Below are 22,888 nucleotides of genomic sequence, written 5' to 3'. Positions count from 1 at the left end.
AGGCTCGACAGCGGCTACAGGGGTTGCAGCAGGGCTGCGGCCTTGTCCTTGAGGATCTGCAGGTCCATCACCGGCACCCACTCCTGCTTGGCCTGTTCGTCCCACTGGCGCAGGCGCAGGCTCAGCGCACACAGCGGGTCCTGCTCGAATGCCGTGGCTTCCTCGGCCGTCATCACCCCGCCCTGGTACTCCAGGGTGCGGCGACTGGCCTCGCTCAGGCGCTGGAAATACCCCGGCTCCTTGAAGGTCAGGTAGCGCTTGGCCTGCACGTGGTACTCCACCAGTTTCGCCATACGCTCGCTGAAACCGGCCCGGCGCAGGTAGTCGGCCCCCAGCCGTTCATGGCTGACCACACCAAAACCGCCCATGCTCTCAGCATTTTGCTGGCAGATATGCCCGATATCGTGGAAGAACGCCGCCAGTACCACTTCATCGTCGTGCCCTTCGGCCAAGGCCAGCTGCGCGGCCTGGGACATATGCTCGATCTGTGAGATTGGCTCGCCGATGTAGTCATGGTCGCCAAAACGCTCGTACAGGCCGAAGACCTCGGCGATCGCCCGTTCGCGGTCCATCAGGCTTCCTCCAGCAACTGGGCGATGTTGCGCTCGGCCAGCGCCGGGCCGACGCTCATGCCGACGCCGGTGTGCATCAACGCCGCATGCACCCCGGGCATCGCTTGCAGGAATGAGAACGGCCCCGGTCCACGGGCGCCATAGACACCCTGCCAACGCTCCACCACCTGGACCTTGCAGCCCAGGGTCTGTTCGGCCAGCTCCAGCAGCCAGCTGTCCACCTGTTCGCTGTTGAAAGGCGACGGATCGCTGCCGTAGTCATGGGAATCGCCGATGATCAGCTCGCCATAAGGCGTCGGACTGATCAGCAGGTGGATACCGTGCTCATGCAGATGCGCAGCCTCGCGCAGGATCTGCGCCTGTACCGCCTCCGCCTCGGGCAGGTCAGCGAAGGCGCCGTAGTGCACGCAACTCAGGCCGGTGAGCAGGGCATGCTGAAGGTTCAGGTTGACCTGGGGCCGGGCGCGCAACATTTGCAGGCGGCAGATCTGCGGCTGCAGGGCGGCGATCTGTTCGGCCAGCAGGGTCTGGTAGTCATGCCCCGAGCACAGCAGGATGCGCGGTGCCTGGAAGGTCCCGGCGGTGCTGCGCAGCAGGCCTGGCTCGATATCGCGCACCAGAGTCGAAAAGTGGAACTGCACGCCCAAATCCCGGCGCAGGTAGTCGATCAACATCGGCAGTGCTTCGCGCGAATACAGCTGCTGGTCGTCCAGACCGTGCAAGGCAGCGCGGTGATGACGGAACTGGCCGCCGTACAAATCGTTGAGCGCCGCCCCCTGCAACAGTTCGACCCGATAGCCATGCTCCCGCGCGCGCCCGGCGCAAAAGGCTTCCAGCAGTTGCTCCTCGGCCTCCGTACGGGCGAACAGGTAGGAACCATTGCGCTTGAGCTGCAGCCCGGCCAGTTGCTGCCAGTCGGCCCAGATCTCACGACTGGCCCTGGCCAGATCCAGCATGGTGCCCGGCGGCTGGCCGGTCACCAGGGCCTGGCCGAAGTTGCGCACCGACGCCCCCTGGGGCGTCGTGCTGCGCTCGAATACGTGCACCCGCAAACCGCGCTTGGCCGCCGCATAGGCGTGGGACAGGCCCAGGATGCCGGCGCCGACGATCAGCAGATCGCTGTGGTTGGTCATGTTCATGTCTCGTTGGTTATGGCGAGGGAGCAAGCTCCCCCGCCACGGCAAGTACCTGTCGTTATTGCGCGGCGACCTTCTCCGACTTGCCGTCATAACGCTTGCGCCACTCGGCGAGGATCTCGTCGCGGTTCTTCGAGGCCCAAGTGAAGTCGTTCTTGATCAAACGCTGCTCGTAGTCCGCGGGCAGTTCGGTCTGCGGCCTGGCGATACCCGGCTGGGCCAATACGGCAAAGTTTTCCTTGTACAGCTCCATGGCCGCTGGGCTGGCAGAGAAGTCGGCAAGTTTCTTGGCCGCTTCCTCGTGGGCGGTACCCTTGATCACCGCAGTCGCCTCGATTTCCCAGCCCAGGCCTTCCTTGGGCAGCACGATGTCCAGCGGTGCCCCTTTGCGCTTGAGCTGCACGGCCGGGTACTCGAAGGAAATGCCGATGGGGAACTCGCCGGCGGCGGCCAGCTTGCACGGCTTGGAGCCGGAGTGGACGTACTGGCCAATGTTCTGGTGCAGGTCATCCATGTATTTCCAGCCCTGCCTCTCGCCGAAGGTCTGCAACCAGGCACTGACATCGAGGAAACCGGTGCCCGAGGAGGCCGGGTTGGGCATGACGATCTTGCCCTTGTACTCAGGCTTGGTCAGGTCTTGCCAGCTCACCGGCTTGCTCAAGCCTTGTTTCTTGGCTTCCACAGTGTTGAAACAGATGGTGGCGGCCCACACGTCCATGCCGACCCAGGCCGGTGGATTGGCGGCATCGCGGTAGTTGCCGCCAATCTTGTCCAGATCCTTGGGCGCATAGTTCTGCAGCATCTTCTGCTGATTCAGGATCGCCAGGCTGGATGCCGCCAGCCCCCAGACGGCATCAGCCTGTGGACGGTCCTTTTCCGCCAGCAGCTTGGCGGTGATGATCCCGGTTGAGTCACGCACCCACTTGATCTCGATATCCGGGTTGGCTTGCTCGAAGGCCTGCTTGTAGGTCTTCAATTGTTCAGCTTCGAGGGCGGTGTAGACCGTCAGCTCGGTCTTCGCAGCAAAGGCGTTCAGGCTGACAGCGCAGAGGACAGAAGCGGCAAGAGCCAAAGGCTTGAACATGGTGCGGTTCCTTGGTGAGTGCGGATCAGTGGGTGGTTGGGTGAATTCAATGACCGGGCGCCGTCTGGCGCCAGGCCTGGGAGCGACGCAGCAGGCCGCGCGAAGCACCGGCCAGGAGCAGCGACACGCCGATCGAGGTGAACAGGATCAGGGTCGACATCGCCGCGGCGCCGCCGACGTTGCCGGCGTCGTCCATGTTCAGCACGGCGACGGCGGCCAGGATGGTGTCGGGGCTGTAGAGGAAGATTGCCGCCGAGACTGTGGTCATGGCCGAAACGAACAGGTAGCGCACGATGTCCAGCAGCGCCGGCAGGCAGATCGGCACCGTGACCCGCAGGTAGTGGCGGTACAGCGGCGCCTTGAGGGACAGCGCCGCCGCCTCGAACTCCGCGTCCAGCTGGCGCAGGGCGGTGGTGGCGGTCATCTGCGCGGTGGTCAGGTAGTGGGCGATGGTGCACACCACCAGCAGCGCCATGCTGCCGTAGAACACATGCAGCGGATTGCCGTTGAGATTGAAGAAGAAGACGTAGCCCAGGCCCAGCACCAGCCCGGGTACCGCCATGGGCACGAAGCTGAGCATGCGCAGGGCCAGGTTCAAGCCGCGCTGGCCGCTGGTTTTCTCCATCAGGTAGGCCCCGGTGAAGATCACCACACTGCCGATCAGCGCCGTGCACAGGGCCATGGTCAGGCTGTTGCGATAGGCCAGCCAGCCGCCGCCGGCGGTTTCGTCGAACTGGTAGTGGTTCAGCGACAACGACAGGTTGTAGGGCCAGAACTTCACCAGCGATGAGTACACCGCCATGCCGAACACCAGCAGCAGCGCCGCGCAGATCAGCAGCACGATGACCAGGTAGCAGCCATCACGCAGCCGCGAGGGGGTCGGTTTGAACACCTGGGCCCGGCCGCTCATGGAGTCGCCATGGCGCCGGCGCAACCAGGCATCGACGCCGAAGCTCAACAGGGCCGGCACCAGCAGCACCATGCCGATCAGCGCACCACGGCCGAACTGTTGCTGCCCGACCACGGCCTTGTAGGCCTCCAGGGCCAGCACCTGGTAGTCCCCGCCCACCACCACCGGCACCCCGAAATCGGTGATGGTCAGGGTGAACACCAGGCAGAACGCGGCGAACACCGCTTGCCGCGTAGCCGGCCAGGTGATGCTGCGAAACGCCTTGGCCGGGCTCGCGCCCATGCTCGAGGCGGCATCGAACAGCCGCGCATCGGCCAGGGACAGCGCCGACAGCAGGATCATCAGGGCATGGGGAAAGGTGTAGATCACCTCGCCCAGGACGATGCCCCAGAAACCGTAGATGTTGTCGGCAAACAGCCCGCGCAGCAGGCCCTGGTTGCCGAACAGGTAGACCAGGGCGATGCCCGGCAGCATCGACGGCGCCATCAAGGGCAGCAGCGACAGCCCGCGCCAGATGCCCTTGCCGGGGATCAAGGTACGTTGCAGGGCGTAGGCGAACAGGTAGGCCAGGGGCACGACGATGGCGGCCACGCTCAGGGAGACTTTCAGGCTGTTGCCCAGCAGCCAGTGGAAGTTGGCGCTGGTCACCAGCTCGCGGGCGGCCAGCCAGCCACCGCCCTGCCCGGCCTCGGCACTGAAACCGCGCCAGAAGATCGCCAGCAGCGGCAGCAGCACCGCTACCCCCAGCAACACCAGCAGCAAAACCTTGCCACCGATGACGAACACTCGATCGCCAATCTCGGCACGGGAAACCTGGCGCGCCCGTTTGGCGGGTAGCGGCAGGGACATTTCGACGGCCATCTCAGGCAAACACCTGCAGGCTGCGCGGTGGCAGGGCCACCCAGATGTCCTGGGCTCCCAGGCGCGGCATGGCCTCCGGTGCCAGCTCCGCCAGCAGCGGATGCCCCGGCAACTGGTTGAGTTCGAAACTCATGCGGCAGCGGTTGCCGAGGAAGGTGATCTCGCGGACCTTGGCCGGGAACAGGTTTTCCTCATGCACCGGCGGGTTCACGCTGATGGCCTCCGGACGGCAGAACAGGCGTCCCGAGGCGGCCTTGGCCGAGTCGTCGGCCAGGCGCAGGTTCATCCCGCCGACCTGGGCATGGCTGTCGCTGCTGCGGCTGAAGGGCAGCCAGTTGCCCTGGCCGACGAACTCGGCGACGAACGGCGTGGCCGGACGATCGTAGATTTCCTGGGGCGTGGCGTACTGCTCGACCTTGCCGTTGTTCATCACGGCGATGCGGTCGGCCATCAACATGGCCTCGTCCTGGTTGTGGGTCACCATCAGGGTGGTGATGCCCAAGCGTCGCTGCAGCTGGCGCAGCTCGGTGCACAGGTGCTCGCGCACGCGGGCGTCGAGGGCCGACATCGGCTCGTCCAGCAACAACAGCGACGGCGAAGGGGCCAGGGCGCGGGCCAGGGCCACCCGCTGCTGCTGGCCGCCGGACAACTGGCCGGGGTATTTCTTCTCGCTGCCGGTCAGGCCCACCAGTTCGAGCATCTGCGCCACGCGCTTGCGGGCTTCGTCACGGCCACTGCCAGCCAAGCCATAGGCAATGTTGGCCTCCACCGTGAGGTTGGGGAACAGCGCATAGGACTGGAACAGGATGCCGTAGTCCCGGGCCTGCGGCGCCAGGTTCGAGACGTCACGCTGGCCCAGGTACAACTCGCCCGCATCCTGGCGCTCCAGGCCGGCGATGCAACGCAACAAGGTGGTCTTGCCGCAGCCCGACGGCCCCAGCAGGCACACCAGCTCACCAGCGGCCACGTCCAGGGACACGTTATCCAAGGCAGTGAAGGCGCCGAAGCGCTTCTGGATGCCGCGCACCTTCATCGGCGCGCCAGGGTTGCTCAGGGCGGTTGCGGGGGAGTTGTTCATGGACGGACCTCATCTGGCAGATGCAGGCCATCCTAGGGAACGAATGCGTAGGTCTTATGGCAATCAGATAAAAGTTGCCGATAGCGGTATTGGCAGATTTGGGTTGGTGCTCGGCCCCGGTCTCAGAACTTCATGTTCGAGGATTGCTCCAGGCGCATGCTCAGGGAGTGCTTGGTGGAGCCCACCATGGCCCGTAGCCGCTGCAGTTCGCCCTGGCCCGAGGTACTGCGCAATCGGGCAGCCAATCCTTGCCAGTGCTGTTCCAGGCACGGCTCCAGCTCGGCCAGCGCCATGCCCCTGTGCTTGATCAGCCAATGCATGACCAGGTACAGGTGCCCATGCAGCATCGCGTGGACCAGCCGCCCCTGGCCAATCAGGACATCCGGCATGTGGGTCCAGGTATCGGGCGCCAGCGGTACACGCAGTTCCTGGCAGATGGGGCGCACCCGGGCCGGGTCCATGATCGTGTTGTCCAGGTCACGCAGTAACAGCCGCACCGGCTTGCCAGCGCGCAGAACGATGTAGCTGTTCTGCATATGCGGTTCGAGGCAGATGCCCCATTGCACGCAAAGCTGCAACGGGCCGCTCATCAGCACCTCGGCGTAGCGCCGGAAGCTATCGAGGCGGTCGCTGTGGCTGTCCAGCTTCAGCAGGGTCGCGGCCTGTCCGGTCGGGCTCCAGAGGTTCAGGGCCGGCACCACCACCTCGCCATCTCCTGCCAGACAAGGCCCCCTGACGATGGCGCTCAGGTGTTCGCTGACCAGGGCATCGTCCCAGCACAGGGAGGCGACGTCGTATTGGAAGCCGATGCTGGCAATCTCGCTGCGCCCATGGACCTCACGGACGATGCTGGAAACGAAGGGCGCGTTGTAGCTATTGAGGCGGTACAACAAGCGACGCTCCCCGGTCAGGGTGGCATCCAGCGCCAGCTTGACGTCGTACCCTGTCGCCAGCACCCGGCAAGTGCGCTGGGAAGCCAGGGGCACCACTTGCAGTTGGGTCGGCGCGAGGGATACCAGGTCCCTGCGCAGCAACTCGCGGACGACCGGAGACAGTCGCAGTTGCCAGGGATGGACAGGCAACAGGCCCTCCTGGCCGGCCATATCCGGCCCGCCCCAATGCTGCGCGCAAGACTGCGGGTCCGCATAGTCGCTGGAGTGGAACCTGAAACCGGCGGCATTCACCAGGAACAGCGGGACCGGCTCTGGCGACAGGTTCGAGACATCGACCACGTCCTGGATGCAGGGGCCGATCCGCAGCGCCGGAAACGGATAATAGCCATGGCCCCGGCACACCGGCTCGATGGCACACCCGGGTTGCCCGGCACGCCGACCCAGCGCCAGGTTGAGGATCAGGTTGCAGAAGCTGTTGCGGTAGTCGTGCGCCAACGCCGGCAAGTGCCTGTCATAGGGCGTTCCTGCAAGCACCTGGCTCAGGGCACGCAAGAAGGGCCCGGACCAGGCCAGATCGCGGCACTGGCCTGCGTCGTCCAGCCTGGGGTTGGCGAGCAACTCGAAATACACCTGTGGAGCATCGCCCACCAACTGCATCTGCAACGTTGGCCCCAGCCCCAGGCACAAGCGCAGGCCGCCCTCGCCTGCCACGCGGGTTATCCGCTCATCGCATAAATGCTCGAGAAACACGTAGTGCAACAGGCGCGCCATGCAGATGAGGTGGGCTTCCCGGTAGATCGCACGCAGGCCCTGCCTGTCCAGGCCATTGCACAGGCACCAGTGCCTGACCGTCGCCAGGGATACCGTCGCTGGAGGGCGCATGTCCTTCATCCTGGGGTTGAACCGCTCATTCGAAGACCCGCAGCTCAAGTTCATGGCGGGTAATGGCATCGAAGTCATCCATGCGCTCGAGCATCAACGCTTTGGCCTGTGCCGCCTCGCCCTGGGTGCAGAATCCTTCGATGAGCCGTGCGGTGTAGGCCACATGTCGGGTTTCATCGAGCAGCAGGCGATCGAGGATCCGCGCCAACCGGGGCCTGCTGTCCACCGGGCAGAACTGCAGCAGGATCGGCCGCTGCATCAAGTGATGCACGCGAGTGCGGATCTCGGCGATGTTCATCTGGATCAGGTCGTCCAGGGTAATGGGGTGGGCAAAGGCCGAGCCGGGCACCGCCACCGGCGCTTGTTGCCGGGAATAGCCGGGAGACAGCGTCAGCAACTGGGCGTGGAGCTTGCGGTCCACCGCCCCGGGAAAAGCGATGTCCAGCATCTGTACATAGGCCCGTGCATGGTGGGACTCATCGATGGCGTGCTGGCGTATCTGCGCGGCTAGCCCGGCATCGGGCGTACTGGCCGCAAGGCTCCACAAGCGAGTGGCGCCATCCCCTTCACGCTCGGCATTGGTGATCAGGGAGATCGCCAGCCATTGCGGATCGCACGCGGCTTCATGGTAGATATCGGCATAAGTGGTTTCACCGAACAACGGCGGACTTTTCTGGCAGGCATTACAGAGCAGGTCGTCGTAATGAAACAGCAACGGCACATTCTGTTGGCGCAGTGCCTGAAGGGTGGAATGGGCAATGTCGCTCATGACGCACTCTCCTGCGTGGAAGTGAAGCAAGAGCCAGGAGTTGCACAGTGTTGTTACAGGCAACCCGGACCTGGAAAGATCAACCAGCAGCAACTACCGAACTCTGCGCGATGAATAGTCGAAAGAACTGGGGCAGCGAATATCTCCGACATACCCCAGCCACTCCAGTGTGCAGAGTTTCAATAGTCATGCTTCGGATATGTCAGCTAGTGCGTTCTGAACGGAGCGTTAACCGCCACGAAAGACAAGTTGGCCTGCGGGTGCGTCCTGTTCAGCTCGGCCAGGGACTCAGGGTCGATCTCCAGCTTGCCGTTCTTGATCGAGCCGACGATTTTCACCGTATGCCCGTCGTCCGCCAGCTTCTTGAGCGACTCCGACAACCGCCCTGGTTTTTTTGCCGTACCTGTTTCGTCCTTCTTCATGATTCCATCCTCGTTGCGTTCAGTGACCCCCACGCGCAACGTTAGTGCATGGTTCTTATACATCTGGCCCAAGCGGACGGACGGCCAGATATAAAACGCGATTAGTATCCGAGAATTATGAGAATTCACTATTAGTCGATCTTTACAGTCCATAGCGACTAATTAAAAGCATGTAGTCCGATGCCCTGGACACATAAAACCGCCGACTATTGATGCAACTAACTGCAATAGGACAAATTAACTTTGGATATACCCTGGAGTTCAGGGTAAAGCCGGGGCCATTTCCTGGGCCAGGCCGAGGAAGGCTGCCGGCAGGCGGGCGTTCTTGCGCTCCTTGAGGCAGTACAGGTATTCAACGATCTGCGGCGCATGTTCGATGGTCAGCACCCGCAGTTGCGGATCGTGGGGAACCTCCTGGCGGGCGATGATGCTGATGCCGATATTGCGCAATACCGCCTCGCGGATCGATTCACGGCTGCCAATCTCCAGCAACGGGCCAAAGCTGACGTTGGCGCTCTTGAGTAGCGCCTCAGTGAGGCTGCGGGTGGTGGAACCCGGCTCGCGCATCAGCAGGGTATGGCCAGCCAGGGCACTGAGCGGCACATGCTCCAGGGCCGCCAGGGGGTGATTGCGATGCACCGCCAGCACCAGCGGGTCGCTGCCCAGCACCCGGCGCACCAGGCGCGAGTCCTCCAGCAATTGGGAAGAGGCTGCCACATCGACCCGGTATTCCTCCAGGGCCTCCAGCACCTGCTGGGAGTTGCCGATTTCCACCGATACCTCCACTTGGGGCAAGTGCTGGCGGAAGGTCTTCACCAGGTCGAGGATGTAGTACGGCGCGGTGGCGGCGATCCGCAACGTGCCCTGGACCTGCCCGCTGTTACGCAGGAAGAACTCGATATCGGCCTCCTTCTGCAACAGCTCCTTGACCATCGGCAGCAAGCGCGCGCCCTCGTCGCTCAGGCTCAGGCGCCGGCCACCGCGGTAGAACAGCTCCACCGAGTACTGGCTTTCCAGGTTGCGGATCTGGGTGGTCACCGTGGGCTGGCTGAGGCCGAGCTTCTTCGCCGCCTGGGTGATGCTGCCCAGCCGGGCGACCATGTAGAAAGCCTTCAGCTCGGCACTCAGCATGACGGCTTACCGCGGCTGCAAGCTTTCAGCGGCAAGCCGCAAGCTGAAGCCGGTGTGCGTGAGTTCATCACTCTGATTCCCCCTCAGTTGCTTGCAGCTACGGTGTCCTATTTGCGCAGCAGGCGCAGGCCGTTGAACACCACCAACAGGCTGACCCCCATGTCGGCGAACACGGCCATCCACATGGTGGCCAATCCGGCAAAGGTTACCCCAAGAAAGATCGCCTTGATCACCAGGGCCAGGGCGATATTTTGCTTGAGCACTGCCGAGGTCTGGCGCGACAGGCGGATGAAGGCCGGGATCTTGCGCAGATCGTCGTCCATCAGCGCGACATCCGCAGTCTCGATGGCGGTATCGGTGCCGGCGGCCGCCATGGCGAAGCCGATCTCCGCCCGGGCCAGGGCCGGGGCATCGTTGATGCCGTCGCCCACCATGCCCACCCGGTGACCCTGGGCATACAGGTCCTCGATGGCTTGCAGCTTGTCGGTGGGCAACAGGTCGCCCCGGGCCTGGTCGATGCCTACCTGAGCGGCGATGGCCTTGGCGGTGTGGGGGTTGTCGCCGGTGAGCATCAGGGTCTTGATGCCCAGCTCGTGCAGTTGCTGGATCGCTTCGCGGCTGGACTCCTTGACCGTATCGGCCACCGCGAACAGCGCCAGCGGCCCCTTGTTGTCCAGCAGCAGGACCACGGTCTTGCCTTGCTTCTCCAGGGCGAAGAGCTTTTCTTCCAAAGCTGGCGAGCACAGGCCCAGCTCCTCCACCAGGCGGTGGTTGCCCAGGTGGTACAACTGGCCGTCGATTTCACCGCGCACGCCACGGCCAGCCAGGGCCGCGAAGTTATCCACAGGGTGCATGGCCAGCTGTTGATCCACAGCCGCCTGGGCGATGGCCAGGGACACCGGGTGATCTGAACGGCCAGCCAGGCTGGCGGCCAGGGCCGGGGCGCTGTCGTTGGCCAGCGGGTCCAGGGGCAGGAAGTCGGTCTGCACCGGCTTGCCATGGGTAATGGTGCCGGTCTTGTCCAGGGCCAGGTAATCCAGCTTGTAGCCACCTTCCAGATAGACCCCGCCCTTGACCAGGATGCCCTTGCGCGCTGCGGCAGCCAGGCCGCTGACGATGCTCACCGGGGTCGAGATCACTAGGGCGCACGGGCAGGCCACCACCAGCAGCACCAGGGCGCGGTAGATCCAGTCGAACCACAGGCCACCCATGAACAGCGGGGGAATCAGCGCCACCGCCAAGGCGAAGGCGAACACCGCCGGGGTGTAGATTTTCGAGAAACTGTCGACGAAGCGCTGGGTCGGCGCCCGTGCTCCCTGGGCCTGTTCCACGGCGTGGATGATCCGCGCCAGGGTCGAGTTGTTGGCCGCAGCGGTGACCCGGTATTCCAGGGCGCCGGCCTGGTTGATGGTGCCGGCGAACACCTTGTCGCCCACGGTCTTTTCCACCGGCAGGCTTTCACCGGTGATCGGTGCCTGGTCGATGGTGGAACTGCCACTGGTCACCTCGCCATCCAGGCCGATGCGCTCACCCGGGCGCACCCTCACCAACGCGCCAAGCTCGACGCTTTTCGCCTCCTGTTCGCTCCAGCTACCGTCGGTTTGTTGCACCGTGACCTGCTCCGGGGTCATCTGCATCAGGCCACTGATGGCATTGCGCGCGCGGTCCAGGGAGCGAGCCTCGATCAACTCGGCCACGGTGAACAGGAACATCACCATGGCCGCCTCTGGCCACTGGCCGATCAGCACGGCGCCGGTCACGGCGATGCTCATCAGCGCATTGATGTTGAGGTTGCGGTTCTTCAGGGCGATCCAGCCCTTCTTGTAGGTGCCCAGCCCGCCGCTGAGGATCGAGACCAGGGCCACCAGCGCTACCAGCCAATCCGGCCCGGCACTGGTGAAGTGAATGACTTCGGCAGCCAGCGCGCCGACGCCGGACAGCGCCAGCGGCCACCAGGGTTTCTTCACCGGCTGCGCACTGGCAGGCTGGCTATCGCTCCCTGCCTCCAGGGGTTCGGCATGCATCCCGAGGGACTTGATGGCCTCGACGATCGGCGCAATGTTCGGCAGGTCGTGGGTCACGCCCAGCACCCGGTTGATCAGGTTGAACTCCAGGGCCTGGATGCCGGCCAGCTTGCCCAGCTTGTTCTGGATCAGGGTCTGTTCGGTGGGGCAATCCATGGCCTCGATGCGAAAGCTGCTCAACCGCGCCCCGGCAGCCGATGCCTCGCCCAGGACCACCCGGGCTGGCGCAGCAGCCGCGGAGCCACAGCAGGAACCGCCATGACTGGCGTGATCGTGGGACTTGAGCGGCTGCAGCTTGCCCACGGCAGCGTGGGCATGGCTGTGATCGTGATCGTGATCGTGATCGTGGCCAGCATGGGCATGCTGGGCGGGCTTGCGCGGATTGTGCAGGGAATCGCTCATGGGGTCGCGTCCGTATGAAGGTGCTTGTTGCCAAGTGAACACCCTGTAGCCACTATAGGGTCAAGCACCTATTCGGAGACGATGGCGATGAAAATTGGCGAACTGGCGAAACTCACCGACTGTCAGGTCGAGACCATCCGCTACTACGAACGCGAAGGACTGCTACCGGAACCGGCTCGCAGCGAAGGCAACTACCGCCTCTATACCCAGGCTCACAGCGAGCGCCTGACCTTCATCCGCAACTGCCGCAGCCTGGACATGACCCTGGAAGAGATCCGCAGCCTGCTGAATCTGCGGGACAGCCCCCAGGACCAGTGCGCCAGCGTCAACGCCCTGATCGACGAGCACATCCATCACGTCAAGGCGCGGATCGACGGCTTGCTGGCCCTGCAAGAGCAACTGGTGGACCTGCGCCAGCGCTGCAGCGAGGCGCCGGACCTTGAGCACTGCGGCATTCTCCAGCGCCTGGAAGTCAGCGGTTCGGTGGCCCCCAGCGAGGCCGAGCCGTCCCACGTCGGCCGCAGCCACGGCCATTGAGCCGCGAGGCCGGGCGCCACGCTCTCAGGAGCCGTGGCGCCCAGGCAGCAACCGCAGGTAGACCCCTTCCAGCAACGCCAGCAAACGCTCGTCCAGCTGATGCCAGGCGATCCCGCGGCGCACCAGCCAGGCACTCCCCAGCCCCACCAGGCAACCGCCGAGGATGTCGAACGGGAAGTGCACCCCCAGGTAGACCCGTGCCCAACTCACCAGCAATGCCAGGGCCAGCATCACCAGGGCGGTCTTGCGCAGGGAAGCCAGCAACAGGGCAAACCCCATGGCGAACATGCCGCTGGCGTGGTCGCTGGGGAAGGACGCGCCGGGTGCATGAGCCAGGAAGTTCTGTCCCAACTCCAGCATGAAGGGCCGAGGATGGAACCACAGGCCGCGAATCAGCAGGTTGCTGGCCAGGGCCAGGATGATGCTCAAGGTGGCCAATAGCACCACCATTCGCTGGCGTCGCTCGCCGAACACCCAGAACAGCAACAGCAGCAGCGGCACGCTCAGCACCACCCATTGCGCCAGGAAAACCGCCAGTTCACGCATGAGCATCGAGGCGTCGGCACTGGCATTGATGGCCAGGAACAGGCTGCGATTGAGTTCTTCCATTCAGGGGCTCGTGTTCAGAAAAATAAGAGGAGTGCAGCTCATAAGAGCTTAGTTGCCCGTCCGGCACGGCAATGCCCGGGACACGTCCCGGGCAAGCTCGATAACGGCAACGGCAGAATCGACCGGGGGCCGTGCGATATGGATCGCAAGGCCCCCGATTGGTTCAGGACAGGGGGGGCTAGACCGCCATGGGCGCGGTCATTGGCGCATGGTGTTCGTAGCCTTCCAGGGAGAAGTCGCCCGGCTCGATCAGCTCCAGCCACTCAGGCTGGTACGCGCCGGTCTTGGCGAACTCCGGCACCCGGTCGGAGATCACCAGCTTGGGCATCGGGAACGGCTCGCGCTTGAGCTGCTCGTTGAGCATGTCCAGGTGGTTCTCGTAGACGTGGGCATCACCGATGAAATAGGTGAACCAACGTGGGGTATAGCCGGTCAGGCGACCGATCAGGCTCAGCAGCGCCGCGCCTTCGGTGAGGTTGAACGGTGTGCCCAGGCCCAGGTCGTTGGAACGGATGTAGAGGGTCAGGGAGATTTCCCGGGTCTCGACATTCGGATGGAACTGGTACAGCAGGTGGCACGGCGGCAAGGCCATTTCATCCAGCTGGGCGCAGTTCCAGCCGTGGAACAGGATGCGCCGGCTGCCCGGGTCGTTGATGATGGTATCGACGCACTGGCGCACCTGGTCGATGGCCTTGTACAGCACCACGTAGGCTTCGCCCTCTTCTTCGCCCGCGGCGATCTGCCGGTAGCCCTGGCTCAGCGCCAACTCGATGGCGGCCTGGTTGGCGACCTTGATCTGCTTATAGGCCGGCCATTTGCGCCATTGCACGCCGTAGATCTCGCCCAGGTCGTCCTCGCCCTGACGGAACGGGTTGGCTAGCCACTGGGCGTTTTCGTTGGCGTTCTGGTCCCAGACCTTGCAGCCCAGGGCACGGAACTCGGCGGCGTTGTTCACACCGCGCAGGAAGCCGACCATTTCGCCGATCGCCGACTTGAACGCCATCTTGCGCGTGGTGATGGCCGGGAAGCCTTCCTTGAGGTCGTAGCGCAGCATCGCCCCGGGGAAGCTGATGGTGTTCACACCGGTGCGGTTGGCCTGCTTGGTGCCGTTGTTGATGACGTGGGCCACCAGATCAAGATATTGCTTCATGAATTACCTGCATCCCTGAACCCGGGACCTGCGCCCCGGGATTCGAATTTATTGCGCGGCACTCTTGGCCGGAGCGCGATGATAAGCCAGCCAGATCAATCCGAGGCCACCGAGGATCATCGGAACGCACAGAATCTGACCCATGGTCAGCCAGTTCCACGCCAGGTAGCCCAGCTGGGCATCCGGCACCCGCACGAATTCGACGATGAAACGGAATATTCCGTAGAACAGCGCGAACATCCCCGAGACCGCCATGGTCGGGCGCGGCTTGCGCGAGAACAGCCAGAGGATCAGGAACAACGCCACACCTTCCAGGGCGAACTGGTACAGCTGCGACGGATGGCGCGGCAACTGCGCCGGATCGCTGAACGGCGGGAACACCATGGCCCAGGGCAGGTCGGTGGCCTTGCCCCACAACTCGGCGTTAATGAAGTTGCCGATGCGCCCGGCGCCCAGGCCGATCGGCACCATGGGTGCGACGAAGTCCATCAGTTCGAAGAAGGTCTTGTTGTTGCGCTTGCCAAACCACCAGGCCGCCAGCATCACCCCGATGAAACCGCCGTGGAACGACATGCCACCCTTCCACACCTCGAAAATCAGGGTCGGGTTGGCCAGGTAGGCGCTGAGGTCGTAGAACAGCACGTAGCCCAGGCGCCCGCCGACGATCACGCCCATGGACAACCAGAACACCAGGTCCGAGAGTTTTTCCTTGGTCCAGGTCGGATCGAAGCGGTTCAGCCGGCGCGACGCCAGCAACCAGGCACCGCCGATGCCGATCAGGTACATCAGGCCGTACCAGTGGATTTTCAGCGGGCCGATGGCCACGGCCACCGGATCAATCTGCGGGTAAGGCAGCATTACGACTCCTCGTAAGGGTTGGGACTTCGGTTCCGGGCGAAACTGTCACGCCAGGATTAAGCCAGGATTGCGTCACGACTCAGAACAGGAAGCTGGTCCCCACGCAGAACAGCAGCGCGGCGAACATTCGCTTCAACAGTCGCGGTGACAGTTTGTGGGCCAGGCGCGCACCGATACGGGCGAACACCATGCTGGTCAGGGCGATGCCCAATAGCGCCGGCAGATAGATGAAGCCCAGACTATGAGCCGGCAACAGGGGATCATGCCAGCCCAGAATCATGAAACTTAACGCACTGGCCAGGGCGATGGGCAAACCGCAGGCCGAGGAAGTGGCCACGGCCTGCTGCATCGGCACGCTGCGCCAGGTGAGGAATGGCACCGTCAGCGAGCCACCACCGATGCCAAAGATCGCCGAGGCCCAGCCGATCACCCCACCGGCAGCGGTCAGGCCAAGCTTGCCGGGCACCTCGCGGCTGGCCTTGGGCTTGAGTTCCAGGGCCATCTGCACGGCGATCACCAGGGCGAACACACCGATGATCTTCTGCAGGTGCGGGCCGGAAATGGCCTCGGCCGTCAACGCCCCGAACCCGGCCCCCATGAGGATGCCCAGGGTCATCCAGGCGAATATCGGCCAGCGCACTGCGCCCCGGCGATGGTGTTCCCGCACTGAATTGATGGACGTGAAGATGATGCTGGCCAGGGAGGTGCCCACTGCCAGGTGGGTCAGCACCGAGGCATCGAAGCCTTGCAGGGTGAAACTGAACACCAGCACCGGAACGATGATGATTCCGCCGCCTACGCCGAACAGCCCGGCCAGTACGCCCGCACAGGCGCCCAAGAGCAGATAGAGCAGAAATTCCATGGGAGCATCCAAAAATGAGTTCGGCATGGTAACGGATGCGCGGCCCAGGACTCCACCGGATGACGATGGATACCCATCGGCTCTGTGCGTAAAGTGGGCAAAAACACACAGGGGGCCACCTTCATGTGCTTGATTGTCTTTGCCTGGCGACCGGGACACACCCAACCGCTGATCGTCGCGGCCAACCGTGACGAGTTCTATGCCCGGCCCAGCCTGCCCCTGGCGCAATGGCCGGAGTCGCCACAGATCCACGCCGGACGCGACCTGGAGGCCGGCGGCACCTGGCTCGGGGTCGGCGCCGATGGGCGCTTCGCGGCCCTGACCAATATCCGCAACCCGCACCAGCCGCCGGCACGTCGCTCCCGCGGGGAACTGGTGGCACGCTTCCTGGCCGGCACCATCGACCTGGACGAGTACCTGCGTGACGTAGTGGGCCGCTCTCTGGAATACGCCGGTTTCAACCTGCTGCTGGGTACCGCGGACCAGCTCTGGCACTACAACGCCCATGACCCGGAGCCACGCCAGCTGGAGGCCGGCGTCTATGGCCTGTCCAATGCCGGCCTGGACACCCCCTGGCCCAAGCTGCTCAAGGCCAAGGCCGCGCTGCGTGAGGTGTTGGACGATCCCCGGCCCGAGGCCTTGCTGGCGCTGTTGGGCGACCCGCAGACCGCGCCTTTCGCCGACTTGCCAGACACTGGCGTGGGCCTGGCCACCGAGAGCCTGCTGTCGAGTATCTTCATTGCCAGTCCCAGTTATGGCACTCGCGCCAGTACCGCGCTGATCGTCCACGCCGACGGCTCACGGCATCTGGTCGAGCGCAGCTTTGGCCCCTATGGCGGGCATCTGGGAGAGATCGAACTGAGGATCTGAGGCGCCGTCGGCGGCCGGTCTCAAGGAGGACCGGCACGCGGACTAGAGGGTCTTGTTCGACGCGGGGTTGATCATCCGCGCCAGGCCGAGCTTCTTCAGCGCCAGCTGCAGCGAGCTGTGGATAACTTGCGGGTTGTCGATGGTCATCATCTCGTCCAGCAATTCCTTGGCCTTGGTCATGCTGATCTGGCGCAGCATCCACTTCACCTTCGGCAGGTTGGTGGCGTTCATCGACAGGCTGTCAAAGCCCATGGCCATCAGCAGCACCGCAGCGGCCGGGTCGCCGGCCATCTCGCCACAGATACTCACCGGCTTGCCTTCGGCGTGGGCGTCGCGGACCACGGTCTGCAGGGCTTGCAACACCGCCGGATGCAGGTAGTCGTAGAGGTCGGCCACCCGCGGGTTGTTGCGGTCCACCGCCAGCAGGTACTGGGTCAGGTCGTTGGAACCCACCGACAGGAAGTCCACCTGGCGCGCCAGTTCCTTGGTCTGGTACACCGCCGCAGGAATCTCGATCATCACCCCCACCGGCGGCATCGGCACGTCGGTGCCTTCGTCGCGCACCTCGCCCCAGGCCCGGTGGATCAGGTGCAGCGCCTCTTCCAGCTCGTGGATGCCGGAGATCATTGGCAACAGGATGCGCAGGTTGTTCAGGCCCTCGCTGGCCTTGAGCATGGCCCGGGCCTGCACCAGGAATATCTCCGGGTGGTCGAGGGTCACGCGGATACCGCGCCAGCCCAGGAACGGGTTGTCTTCCTTGATCGGGAAGTAGGACAGCGACTTGTCGCCACCGATGTCCAGGCTACGCATGGTGACCGGCTGCGGATGGAAAGCCGCCAGTTGTTCACGGTAGATCGCCAGCTGTTCCTTTTCGCTGGGGAAGCGCTGGTTGATCATGAACGGCACTTCGGTGCGGTACAGCCCCACGCCCTCGGCACCACGCTTCTGCGCCCGGGCCACGTCCGCCAGCAGGCCGGTGTTGACCCACAGCGGCATGCGGTGGCCATCGGGGGTCACGCAAGGCTGGTCGCGCAGCGCATCCAGGCCCTGGGCCAGTTGCCGCTCCTCTTCCACCACATCGGCGAACTGCTTGCGCAGCACGTCGCTGGGGTTGGTGTAGACCTCGCCATGGTAACCATCGACGATCATCTGGATACCATCGACCTTGGAGTACGGCAGGTCGACCAGGCCCATCACCGTCGGGATACCCATGGCCCGGGCCAGGATCGCCACGTGGGAGTTGCCCGAGCCCAGTACCGAGACCAGGCCCACCAGCTTGCCCTCGGGCACTTCGCCGAGCATGGCTGGAGTCAGCTCCTCGCTGACCAGGATGGTGTTGTCGGGGTAGACCAGGGTCTGCTGGCGCTCTTCCTGGAGGTAGGCCAGGAGCCGCCGGCCCAGGTCCTTGACGTCCGAGGCGCGCTCGCGCAGGTAGGCATCGTCCATCAGTTCGAAACGGTTGACGTGATCGCTGACCACCTGGCGCAACGCACCCTGGGCCCATTGGCCGGTCTTGATCACGGCCTTCACTTCGCTGCCCAGGGAGGCATCGTCGAGCATCATCAGGTAGACGTCGAACAGCGCCCGCTCCTCGGGACGCAACTGGGTCGCGAGCTTTTCCGACAACGCCCGCATGTCGGCGCGCACCCCTTCCAGGGCGCTCCTGAACAACGCCAGCTCTGCGTCGATATCGGTGATGTGCTTGTCCGGCACCACGTCCAGGTCAGCCGGCGGCAGCATCACCACCGCGCTGCCCACGGCGGCGCCGGGAGAACCCGGCACGCCAACGAACTTGGCTTCCTGGATACCCTTGCCCTGGCGTCCCAGGCCGCGGATCGAGCCGGTGGCCTCGGCATGGGCGATAACCCCGGCCAGCTGGGCACTCATGGTCACCAGGAAGGCTTCTTCGCCTTCATCGAACTGGCGGCGTTCCTTCTGCTGGATCACCAGGACCCCGACCACCCGCCGGTGATGGATGATCGGCGCCCCGAGGAAGGAGGCATAGCGCTCCTCGCCGGTCTCGGCGAAGTAGCGGTAGCGGGGGTGATCGGCGGCGTTTTCCAGGTTGAGGGGTTCTTCCCGAGTACCTACCAGGCCCACCAGGCCTTCGTTGGGAGCCATGCTGACCTTGCCGATGGAACGCTTGTTCAAGCCTTCGGTAGCCATCAGCACGAAACGGTTGGTTTCCGGGTCCAGCAGGTAGACGGAGCAGACCTGGCTGCCCATGGCCTCTTTGACGCGCAAGACGATGATCCCCAACGCCGTCTTGAGATCCTTGGCGGAGTTAACTTCCTGGACGATCTTGCGCAGCGTATTGAGCATGGCTCGGGGTCGAACTCCGTCGTCAGTCGCGCACTAGAAGGCGCGGGGCAAGCTCTTTGAGAGCGCGGCGATACACTTCGCGCTTGAATGTCACCACCTGGCCCAACGGGTACCAATAACTGACCCAGCGCCAGCCATCGAATTCCGGTTTACCGGTCAAATCCATCCGCACCCGCTGCTCGTTGGAGATCAGGCGCAAGAGAAACCATTTCTGCTTTTGGCCGATGCACAGCGGTTGGCTGTGGGTCCTTACCAGGCGCTGCGGCAAACGATAGCGCAACCAGCCGCGGGTGCAGGCGAGAATTTGCACATCTTCGCGCTCCAGGCCCACTTCTTCGTTCAACTCGCGATAAAGAGCGTCTTCCGGCGTCTCGTCGGGGTTGATGCCGCCTTGGGGAAACTGCCAGGCATCTTGATTGATACGGCGAGCCCATAGCACCTGGCCGGCATCATTCGTCAGAATGATCCCGACATTGGGGCGAAAACCATCGGGGTCGATCACGGCTACAACCTCGCAAACGCATGTCGCCGCATTGTTCCATAAAGCTTGGGAATGCAGCAACGAGGCTGCCAAGCTTATGTGCACTCTTGTGAAAAGACCGTATTCTGGGGGCCTTTTCCAAGACTTTTCAGTGAGTAACTGCAATGCGCCTGGCTTTATTCGACTTGGACAACACACTCCTGGGTGGCGATAGCGACCATGCCTGGGGCGACTACCTGTGCGAGAAGGGCTTCCTCGACCCCGTGGCCTACAAGGCCCGCAACGACGAGTTCTACCAGGACTACCTGGCCGGCAAGCTCGACAACGCCGCGTACCTGAACTTCTGCCTGGAAGTCCTCGGCCGCACCGACATGGACGTGCTGGAACAATGGCATCGCGACTACATGCGCGACTGCATCGAGCCGATCCTGCTGCCCAAGGCCCAGGCCCTTCTGGCCCGGCACCGCGAGGCTGGCGACAAGCTGGTGATCATCACCGCCACCAACCGCTTCGTCACCGCCCCGATCGCCGAGCGCCTGGGCGTGGAAACCCTGATCGCTACCGAGTGCGAGATGCAGGACGGTCGCTACACCGGCCGCAGCACCGACGTACCGTGCTTTCGCGAGGGCAAGGTGACCCGCCTGCTGCGCTGGATGGAAGAAACCGGCCACGACCTGCAAGACAGCTATTTCTACAGCGATTCGATGAATGACCTGCCGCTGCTGGAGCAGGTGACCACTCCGGTGGCCGTCGACCCTGACCCCAACCTGCGCGCCGAAGCCCAGAAACGCGGCTGGCAGGTGATCAGCCTGCGCGATTGAAGCGGCGCCCCGGGCCGCAGTGCGGTCCGGGGCGGCTCTGGGCCTCAGGCCGGCTTGGCCACCATCAGGTAGAAGATCGCCATGAAGGCCAGGAACGCCGGCCAGCCCAGGGCGAACCACCAGCGCATATAGAGAGTGGCGCGCATCGGCATCGGCGTCCCATCGCGCAAGGCCTGCTCGGCCATCTTGTGCACCCGGATCTGCAACCAGACCACCGGCAGCCAGCACACCCCCGCCAAGACATACAGCCCCAGGCTCCACATCAGCCAGGACTGCTGGATCGACCATCCTGCCAGGTGGATCAGGCCCAGCCCGCTCAGCGGCTGGAACACCGCGGTGGTCGCGGTGAAGGCCCAGTCGGCGAACACCAGGTGCCTGAAGGTCACGGCGATCACCTGCACCTGACCGCTGCGCCAAGCCCGCAAGGCGTAGTAGGCCGACCCGGCACCCAGGCCGAATAGCACGGTGGAAGACAGGATATGCAGGGTTTTCAGCAGCAGGTAAGCGCTCATCGACGAGGTTCGGTCCACAACAGCCAAAGGGTCGCCACCATCAGCACCAGGTTCTTGGCGACGGCGGCATAAGGGTCAAACCAGAAATGCGGCAGGATCAGGCTGATGATCAGCGTGTAGCCAAACATCAGCAGCAATTGCGCCTGCAAGGCCCGCCGGCGCCAGCGCCGCAGCAGCAGGCCGACGCCCAGCACCGCGTCGCAGAGCGAACCACCGATCACCGCCAGCACCGCCCAGGCGCCCTGCACCCCAGCCTCGGCCATGATCCGCAGGCCCCAGTCGTAGCCGGGGCCGATGCACACCACTGCCGTCCCGAGCCAGATCAGCACCATCACCGCCAATAGCAGCGGCCGCAGCACCCACTGGGTGGTTTGCCCGGCCTGGGGCCAGCCCTGCAGGCGCGTCGCCAGGGGAGCGGCGTGATAACCACAGACCGATGCCAGCACCTCGGGGTCCGCCAGGTTGTCCTGCCGGGCCATGCTCAGGCTTTGCCGGCTCAGCGCCCGCCAACCCAGGCGCTCGCCCAGCAGCGCGGCCAGGCCCAGGAGCGGCCCCGGCAACTGGATATAACGGGCCGGCGCCCAGCCTTGGGCCGCTCGCAGGCGATCGAGCAATTGCCCCATGGTCATCCGCTCCGGGCCAACCAGCGGCAGGACCATGGATTCTGTCGGCCACTGCCGCAGCAGCGCCAGCACCGCGGCGCTCAAGTCATCCACATGCAGGGGCTGCATCTGTGCCCTGGAGGACAGCAGCGGGATCAGCGGCCAGGGCGAGAGTCGTGCCAGCCAACCGCTACTGGCACCACCCGCCCCCAGCACCAATGAAGGACGCAGCACCACGGCTGAAATGCCCAGGCCCAGCAGATAGTCGTCCGCCACGGCCTTGCTTGCCAGGAACGGCACCCGGGGCTGGCTGCCGGCGCCCAACGCGGAAATCTGCAGGACTCGCGTGCCACGAGCCGCCGCCAGGTCGAACAGCGCGCGCGTACCCAGGTCCTGGGTCAGGCTCAAGGCCTGGGGGTCGTTGCTCAGCAAACCGGCGGCATTGATCAGTAGATCGGTATCCGCTGGCAGTTCGAACGAACCGGGCTCACGACCGAGACGGTCAAGATCCAGCTGCAACCACTGCACCCCGGGCAAACCCCGAGGTTGTGGCTGGCGGCTGGTAGCGATCAATTGATGACCGGCGGCGTGCAACGCCGCCAGCAGATGACGGCCGACAAACCCTGTGGCCCCCACCAGAACAACCTTCATGGCAATCCTTAAGACCGGATCAGACCGGCTTGGCCCCCATGAGGCCGGCAATGGTGACGAAACACAGGGCGCTGAAGACCGCCAAGACCAGGGTAAAAGCCAGGCCACTGGCAGCCTTGGCCACGCGCAGGCGATTGAGCCGCACCATCAGCCATAGCCAGGCCAGCGCCCCCAGGGTGTAGAGCACGCTGGAGCCCAGGACCCAGGTCTGCCCCAGCGGCCAACCCACCAGGTGCACCAGCCACCAACCGGTGACCGGCAGGGTCACCAGGCCCAGGGCCAGTAGCAACCAGCCGAACAGGCCCGGGCGGTGCAGTACCCGGCTATAGACCCCCGCGTCACCCTGGCGGCGCAGGCGCCAGACCCAGATAGCCAAGCCCAGCGCGCTGCCCAGCAGCAATACCGTGGCCGATACATGAAGCGTCTTCAGCATGCTCAGCGTTTCCATA

Annotated in this window: 22 protein-coding genes; 3 read left to right on the top strand and 19 right to left on the bottom strand. The window is 64.2% G+C overall.

Annotation, left to right across the window (positions count from 1 at the left end; translation table 11 throughout):
* Nucleotides 1–14: 14 nt before the first annotated feature.
* From C4K39_RS18650 to C4K39_RS18605, 10 genes are all read right to left on the bottom strand, one after another.
* Nucleotides 15–572, bottom strand: a complete 558-nt coding sequence (locus C4K39_RS18650; protein WP_124347156.1) for a phosphonate degradation HD-domain oxygenase — start codon at nt 570–572, stop codon at nt 15–17.
* Nucleotides 572–1,705 (bottom strand): TIGR03364 family FAD-dependent oxidoreductase, encoded by a 1,134-nt coding sequence (locus C4K39_RS18645; protein WP_124347155.1) that lies wholly within the window; start codon nt 1,703–1,705, stop codon nt 572–574. Before C4K39_RS18645 ends, C4K39_RS18650 begins: the two co-directional genes overlap by 1 nt.
* Nucleotides 1,706–1,766: 61 nt before the next feature.
* Nucleotides 1,767–2,792 carry a putative 2-aminoethylphosphonate ABC transporter substrate-binding protein gene (locus C4K39_RS18640; RefSeq protein WP_068575444.1) on the bottom strand — a complete coding sequence of 342 codons (1,026 nt, stop codon included), beginning with the start codon at nt 2,790–2,792 and terminating at the stop codon, nt 1,767–1,769.
* Between the two features lie 46 nt (nt 2,793–2,838).
* Nucleotides 2,839–4,563 carry a putative 2-aminoethylphosphonate ABC transporter permease subunit gene (locus C4K39_RS18635; protein WP_068575443.1) on the bottom strand — a complete coding sequence of 575 codons (1,725 nt, stop codon included), beginning with the start codon at nt 4,561–4,563 and terminating at the stop codon, nt 2,839–2,841.
* Between the two features lies 1 nt (nt 4,564).
* The gene (locus C4K39_RS18630) at nt 4,565–5,641 is read right to left on the bottom strand and encodes a putative 2-aminoethylphosphonate ABC transporter ATP-binding protein (RefSeq protein WP_068575442.1); all 1,077 of its coding nucleotides are present in this window, start codon (nt 5,639–5,641) and stop codon (nt 4,565–4,567) included.
* Between the two features lie 122 nt (nt 5,642–5,763).
* Nucleotides 5,764–7,416, bottom strand: a complete 1,653-nt coding sequence (locus C4K39_RS18625) for an IucA/IucC family protein (RefSeq protein WP_164487304.1) — start codon at nt 7,414–7,416, stop codon at nt 5,764–5,766.
* A gap of 25 nt (nt 7,417–7,441) precedes the next feature.
* Entirely contained in the window at nt 7,442–8,185 is a 744-nt protein-coding gene (locus C4K39_RS18620) for a hypothetical protein (protein WP_124347153.1), read from the bottom strand.
* A gap of 206 nt (nt 8,186–8,391) precedes the next feature.
* A complete protein-coding gene (locus C4K39_RS18615) occupies nt 8,392–8,607 on the bottom strand; it encodes a hypothetical protein (protein WP_053133871.1) in 216 nt (71 codons plus the stop codon).
* 261 nt (nt 8,608–8,868) lie between these two features.
* Nucleotides 8,869–9,738 (bottom strand): LysR family transcriptional regulator, encoded by an 870-nt coding sequence (locus C4K39_RS18610; protein ID WP_068575439.1) that lies wholly within the window; start codon nt 9,736–9,738, stop codon nt 8,869–8,871.
* Nucleotides 9,739–9,845: 107 nt separating this feature from the next.
* Nucleotides 9,846–12,164 carry a heavy metal translocating P-type ATPase gene (locus tag C4K39_RS18605; RefSeq protein WP_124347152.1) on the bottom strand — a complete coding sequence of 773 codons (2,319 nt, stop codon included), beginning with the start codon at nt 12,162–12,164 and terminating at the stop codon, nt 9,846–9,848.
* Nucleotides 12,165–12,251: 87 nt separating this feature from the next.
* On the opposite strand from C4K39_RS18605, the gene cadR reads away from it, so the two are divergent.
* Entirely contained in the window at nt 12,252–12,701 is a 450-nt protein-coding gene (gene cadR, locus C4K39_RS18600; RefSeq protein ID WP_068575437.1) for a Cd(II)/Pb(II)-responsive transcriptional regulator, read from the top strand.
* Between the two features lie 24 nt (nt 12,702–12,725).
* Here the strand turns inward: cadR and C4K39_RS18595 are convergent, their stop codons facing one another.
* From C4K39_RS18595 to C4K39_RS18580, 4 genes are all read right to left on the bottom strand, one after another.
* On the bottom strand, nt 12,726–13,310 hold the full coding sequence (locus C4K39_RS18595) for an undecaprenyl-diphosphatase (protein WP_124347151.1): 585 nt from the start codon (nt 13,308–13,310) through the stop codon (nt 12,726–12,728).
* Nucleotides 13,311–13,488: 178 nt separating this feature from the next.
* The gene (locus tag C4K39_RS18590; protein WP_124347150.1) at nt 13,489–14,460 is read right to left on the bottom strand and encodes a thymidylate synthase; all 972 of its coding nucleotides are present in this window, start codon (nt 14,458–14,460) and stop codon (nt 13,489–13,491) included.
* 48 nt (nt 14,461–14,508) lie between these two features.
* Entirely contained in the window at nt 14,509–15,318 is an 810-nt protein-coding gene (gene lgt / locus C4K39_RS18585; protein ID WP_022641675.1) for a prolipoprotein diacylglyceryl transferase, read from the bottom strand.
* Between the two features lie 79 nt (nt 15,319–15,397).
* Nucleotides 15,398–16,180, bottom strand: a complete 783-nt coding sequence (locus tag C4K39_RS18580) for a sulfite exporter TauE/SafE family protein (protein WP_068575434.1) — start codon at nt 16,178–16,180, stop codon at nt 15,398–15,400.
* Nucleotides 16,181–16,303: 123 nt separating this feature from the next.
* On the opposite strand from C4K39_RS18580, the gene C4K39_RS18575 reads away from it, so the two are divergent.
* Entirely contained in the window at nt 16,304–17,050 is a 747-nt protein-coding gene (locus C4K39_RS18575) for an NRDE family protein (RefSeq protein WP_068575433.1), read from the top strand.
* Between the two features lie 42 nt (nt 17,051–17,092).
* Here C4K39_RS18575 and ptsP read toward each other — a convergent pair whose 3' ends face one another.
* Both ptsP and C4K39_RS18565 read right to left on the bottom strand, forming a co-directional pair.
* Nucleotides 17,093–19,372: a phosphoenolpyruvate--protein phosphotransferase gene (ptsP, locus tag C4K39_RS18570; RefSeq protein WP_068575432.1), complete on the bottom strand. Its 2,280-nt coding sequence runs from the start codon at nt 19,370–19,372 to the stop codon at nt 17,093–17,095.
* 22 nt (nt 19,373–19,394) lie between these two features.
* Complete coding sequence (locus C4K39_RS18565; protein WP_011064073.1) at nt 19,395–19,874, bottom strand: RNA pyrophosphohydrolase; 480 nt, start codon at nt 19,872–19,874, stop codon at nt 19,395–19,397.
* Nucleotides 19,875–20,017: 143 nt separating this feature from the next.
* On the opposite strand from C4K39_RS18565, the gene C4K39_RS18560 reads away from it, so the two are divergent.
* A complete protein-coding gene (locus C4K39_RS18560; RefSeq protein ID WP_068575431.1) occupies nt 20,018–20,674 on the top strand; it encodes a histidinol-phosphatase in 657 nt (218 codons plus the stop codon).
* 44 nt (nt 20,675–20,718) lie between these two features.
* On the opposite strand, the gene C4K39_RS18555 is transcribed toward C4K39_RS18560, so the two are convergent.
* The 3 genes from C4K39_RS18555 to C4K39_RS18545 are packed head-to-tail and all read right to left on the bottom strand — an operon-like array spanning nt 20,719 to nt 22,887.
* Nucleotides 20,719–21,186: a DUF2269 family protein gene (locus C4K39_RS18555; protein WP_068575430.1), complete on the bottom strand. Its 468-nt coding sequence runs from the start codon at nt 21,184–21,186 to the stop codon at nt 20,719–20,721.
* Nucleotides 21,183–22,439 (bottom strand): SDR family oxidoreductase, encoded by a 1,257-nt coding sequence (locus tag C4K39_RS18550; protein ID WP_124347149.1) that lies wholly within the window; start codon nt 22,437–22,439, stop codon nt 21,183–21,185. The genes C4K39_RS18555 and C4K39_RS18550 overlap by 4 nt, the downstream gene beginning before the upstream one ends.
* Nucleotides 22,440–22,458: 19 nt before the next feature.
* The gene (locus tag C4K39_RS18545; protein ID WP_124347148.1) at nt 22,459–22,887 is read right to left on the bottom strand and encodes a DUF2269 family protein; all 429 of its coding nucleotides are present in this window, start codon (nt 22,885–22,887) and stop codon (nt 22,459–22,461) included.
* Between the last annotated feature and the right edge of the window lies 1 nt (nt 22,888).

The sequence above is a fragment of the Pseudomonas sessilinigenes genome, from assembly GCF_003850565.1.
Taxonomy (GTDB): domain Bacteria; phylum Pseudomonadota; class Gammaproteobacteria; order Pseudomonadales; family Pseudomonadaceae; genus Aquipseudomonas; species Aquipseudomonas sessilinigenes.
This window is presented reverse-complemented; position numbering and strand designations above follow the sequence as displayed.

Excerpts from the sequence above, each read along its gene's own strand:
- C4K39_RS18580 (WP_068575434.1), bottom strand. The coding sequence starts at position 16,180 with ATGGAATTTCTGCTCTATCTGCTCTTGGGCGCCTGTGCGGGCGTACTG.
- C4K39_RS18560 (WP_068575431.1), top strand. The coding sequence starts at position 20,018 with ATGCGCCTGGCTTTATTCGACTTGGACAACACACTCCTGGGTGGCGAT.
- C4K39_RS18550 (WP_124347149.1), bottom strand. The coding sequence starts at position 22,439 with ATGAAGGTTGTTCTGGTGGGGGCCACAGGGTTTGTCGGCCGTCATCTG.
- C4K39_RS18605 (WP_124347152.1), bottom strand. The coding sequence starts at position 12,164 with ATGAGCGATTCCCTGCACAATCCGCGCAAGCCCGCCCAGCATGCCCAT.
- C4K39_RS18615 (WP_053133871.1), bottom strand. The coding sequence starts at position 8,607 with ATGAAGAAGGACGAAACAGGTACGGCAAAAAAACCAGGGCGGTTGTCG.
- C4K39_RS18590 (WP_124347150.1), bottom strand. The coding sequence starts at position 14,460 with ATGAAGCAATATCTTGATCTGGTGGCCCACGTCATCAACAACGGCACC.
- C4K39_RS18650 (WP_124347156.1), bottom strand. The coding sequence starts at position 572 with ATGGACCGCGAACGGGCGATCGCCGAGGTCTTCGGCCTGTACGAGCGT.
- C4K39_RS18575 (WP_068575433.1), top strand. The coding sequence starts at position 16,304 with ATGTGCTTGATTGTCTTTGCCTGGCGACCGGGACACACCCAACCGCTG.
- C4K39_RS18635 (WP_068575443.1), bottom strand. The coding sequence starts at position 4,563 with ATGGCCGTCGAAATGTCCCTGCCGCTACCCGCCAAACGGGCGCGCCAG.
- C4K39_RS18595 (WP_124347151.1), bottom strand. The coding sequence starts at position 13,310 with ATGGAAGAACTCAATCGCAGCCTGTTCCTGGCCATCAATGCCAGTGCC.
- C4K39_RS18630 (WP_068575442.1), bottom strand. The coding sequence starts at position 5,641 with ATGAACAACTCCCCCGCAACCGCCCTGAGCAACCCTGGCGCGCCGATG.
- C4K39_RS18610 (WP_068575439.1), bottom strand. The coding sequence starts at position 9,738 with ATGCTGAGTGCCGAGCTGAAGGCTTTCTACATGGTCGCCCGGCTGGGC.
- C4K39_RS18645 (WP_124347155.1), bottom strand. The coding sequence starts at position 1,705 with ATGACCAACCACAGCGATCTGCTGATCGTCGGCGCCGGCATCCTGGGC.
- C4K39_RS18555 (WP_068575430.1), bottom strand. The coding sequence starts at position 21,186 with ATGAGCGCTTACCTGCTGCTGAAAACCCTGCATATCCTGTCTTCCACC.
- C4K39_RS18620 (WP_124347153.1), bottom strand. The coding sequence starts at position 8,185 with ATGAGCGACATTGCCCATTCCACCCTTCAGGCACTGCGCCAACAGAAT.
- cadR (WP_068575437.1), top strand. The coding sequence starts at position 12,252 with ATGAAAATTGGCGAACTGGCGAAACTCACCGACTGTCAGGTCGAGACC.
- C4K39_RS18640 (WP_068575444.1), bottom strand. The coding sequence starts at position 2,792 with ATGTTCAAGCCTTTGGCTCTTGCCGCTTCTGTCCTCTGCGCTGTCAGC.
- C4K39_RS18545 (WP_124347148.1), bottom strand. The coding sequence starts at position 22,887 with ATGGAAACGCTGAGCATGCTGAAGACGCTTCATGTATCGGCCACGGTA.
- C4K39_RS18625 (WP_164487304.1), bottom strand. The coding sequence starts at position 7,416 with ATGCGCCCTCCAGCGACGGTATCCCTGGCGACGGTCAGGCACTGGTGC.
- ptsP (WP_068575432.1), bottom strand. The coding sequence starts at position 19,372 with ATGCTCAATACGCTGCGCAAGATCGTCCAGGAAGTTAACTCCGCCAAG.
- lgt (WP_022641675.1), bottom strand. The coding sequence starts at position 15,318 with ATGCTGCCTTACCCGCAGATTGATCCGGTGGCCGTGGCCATCGGCCCG.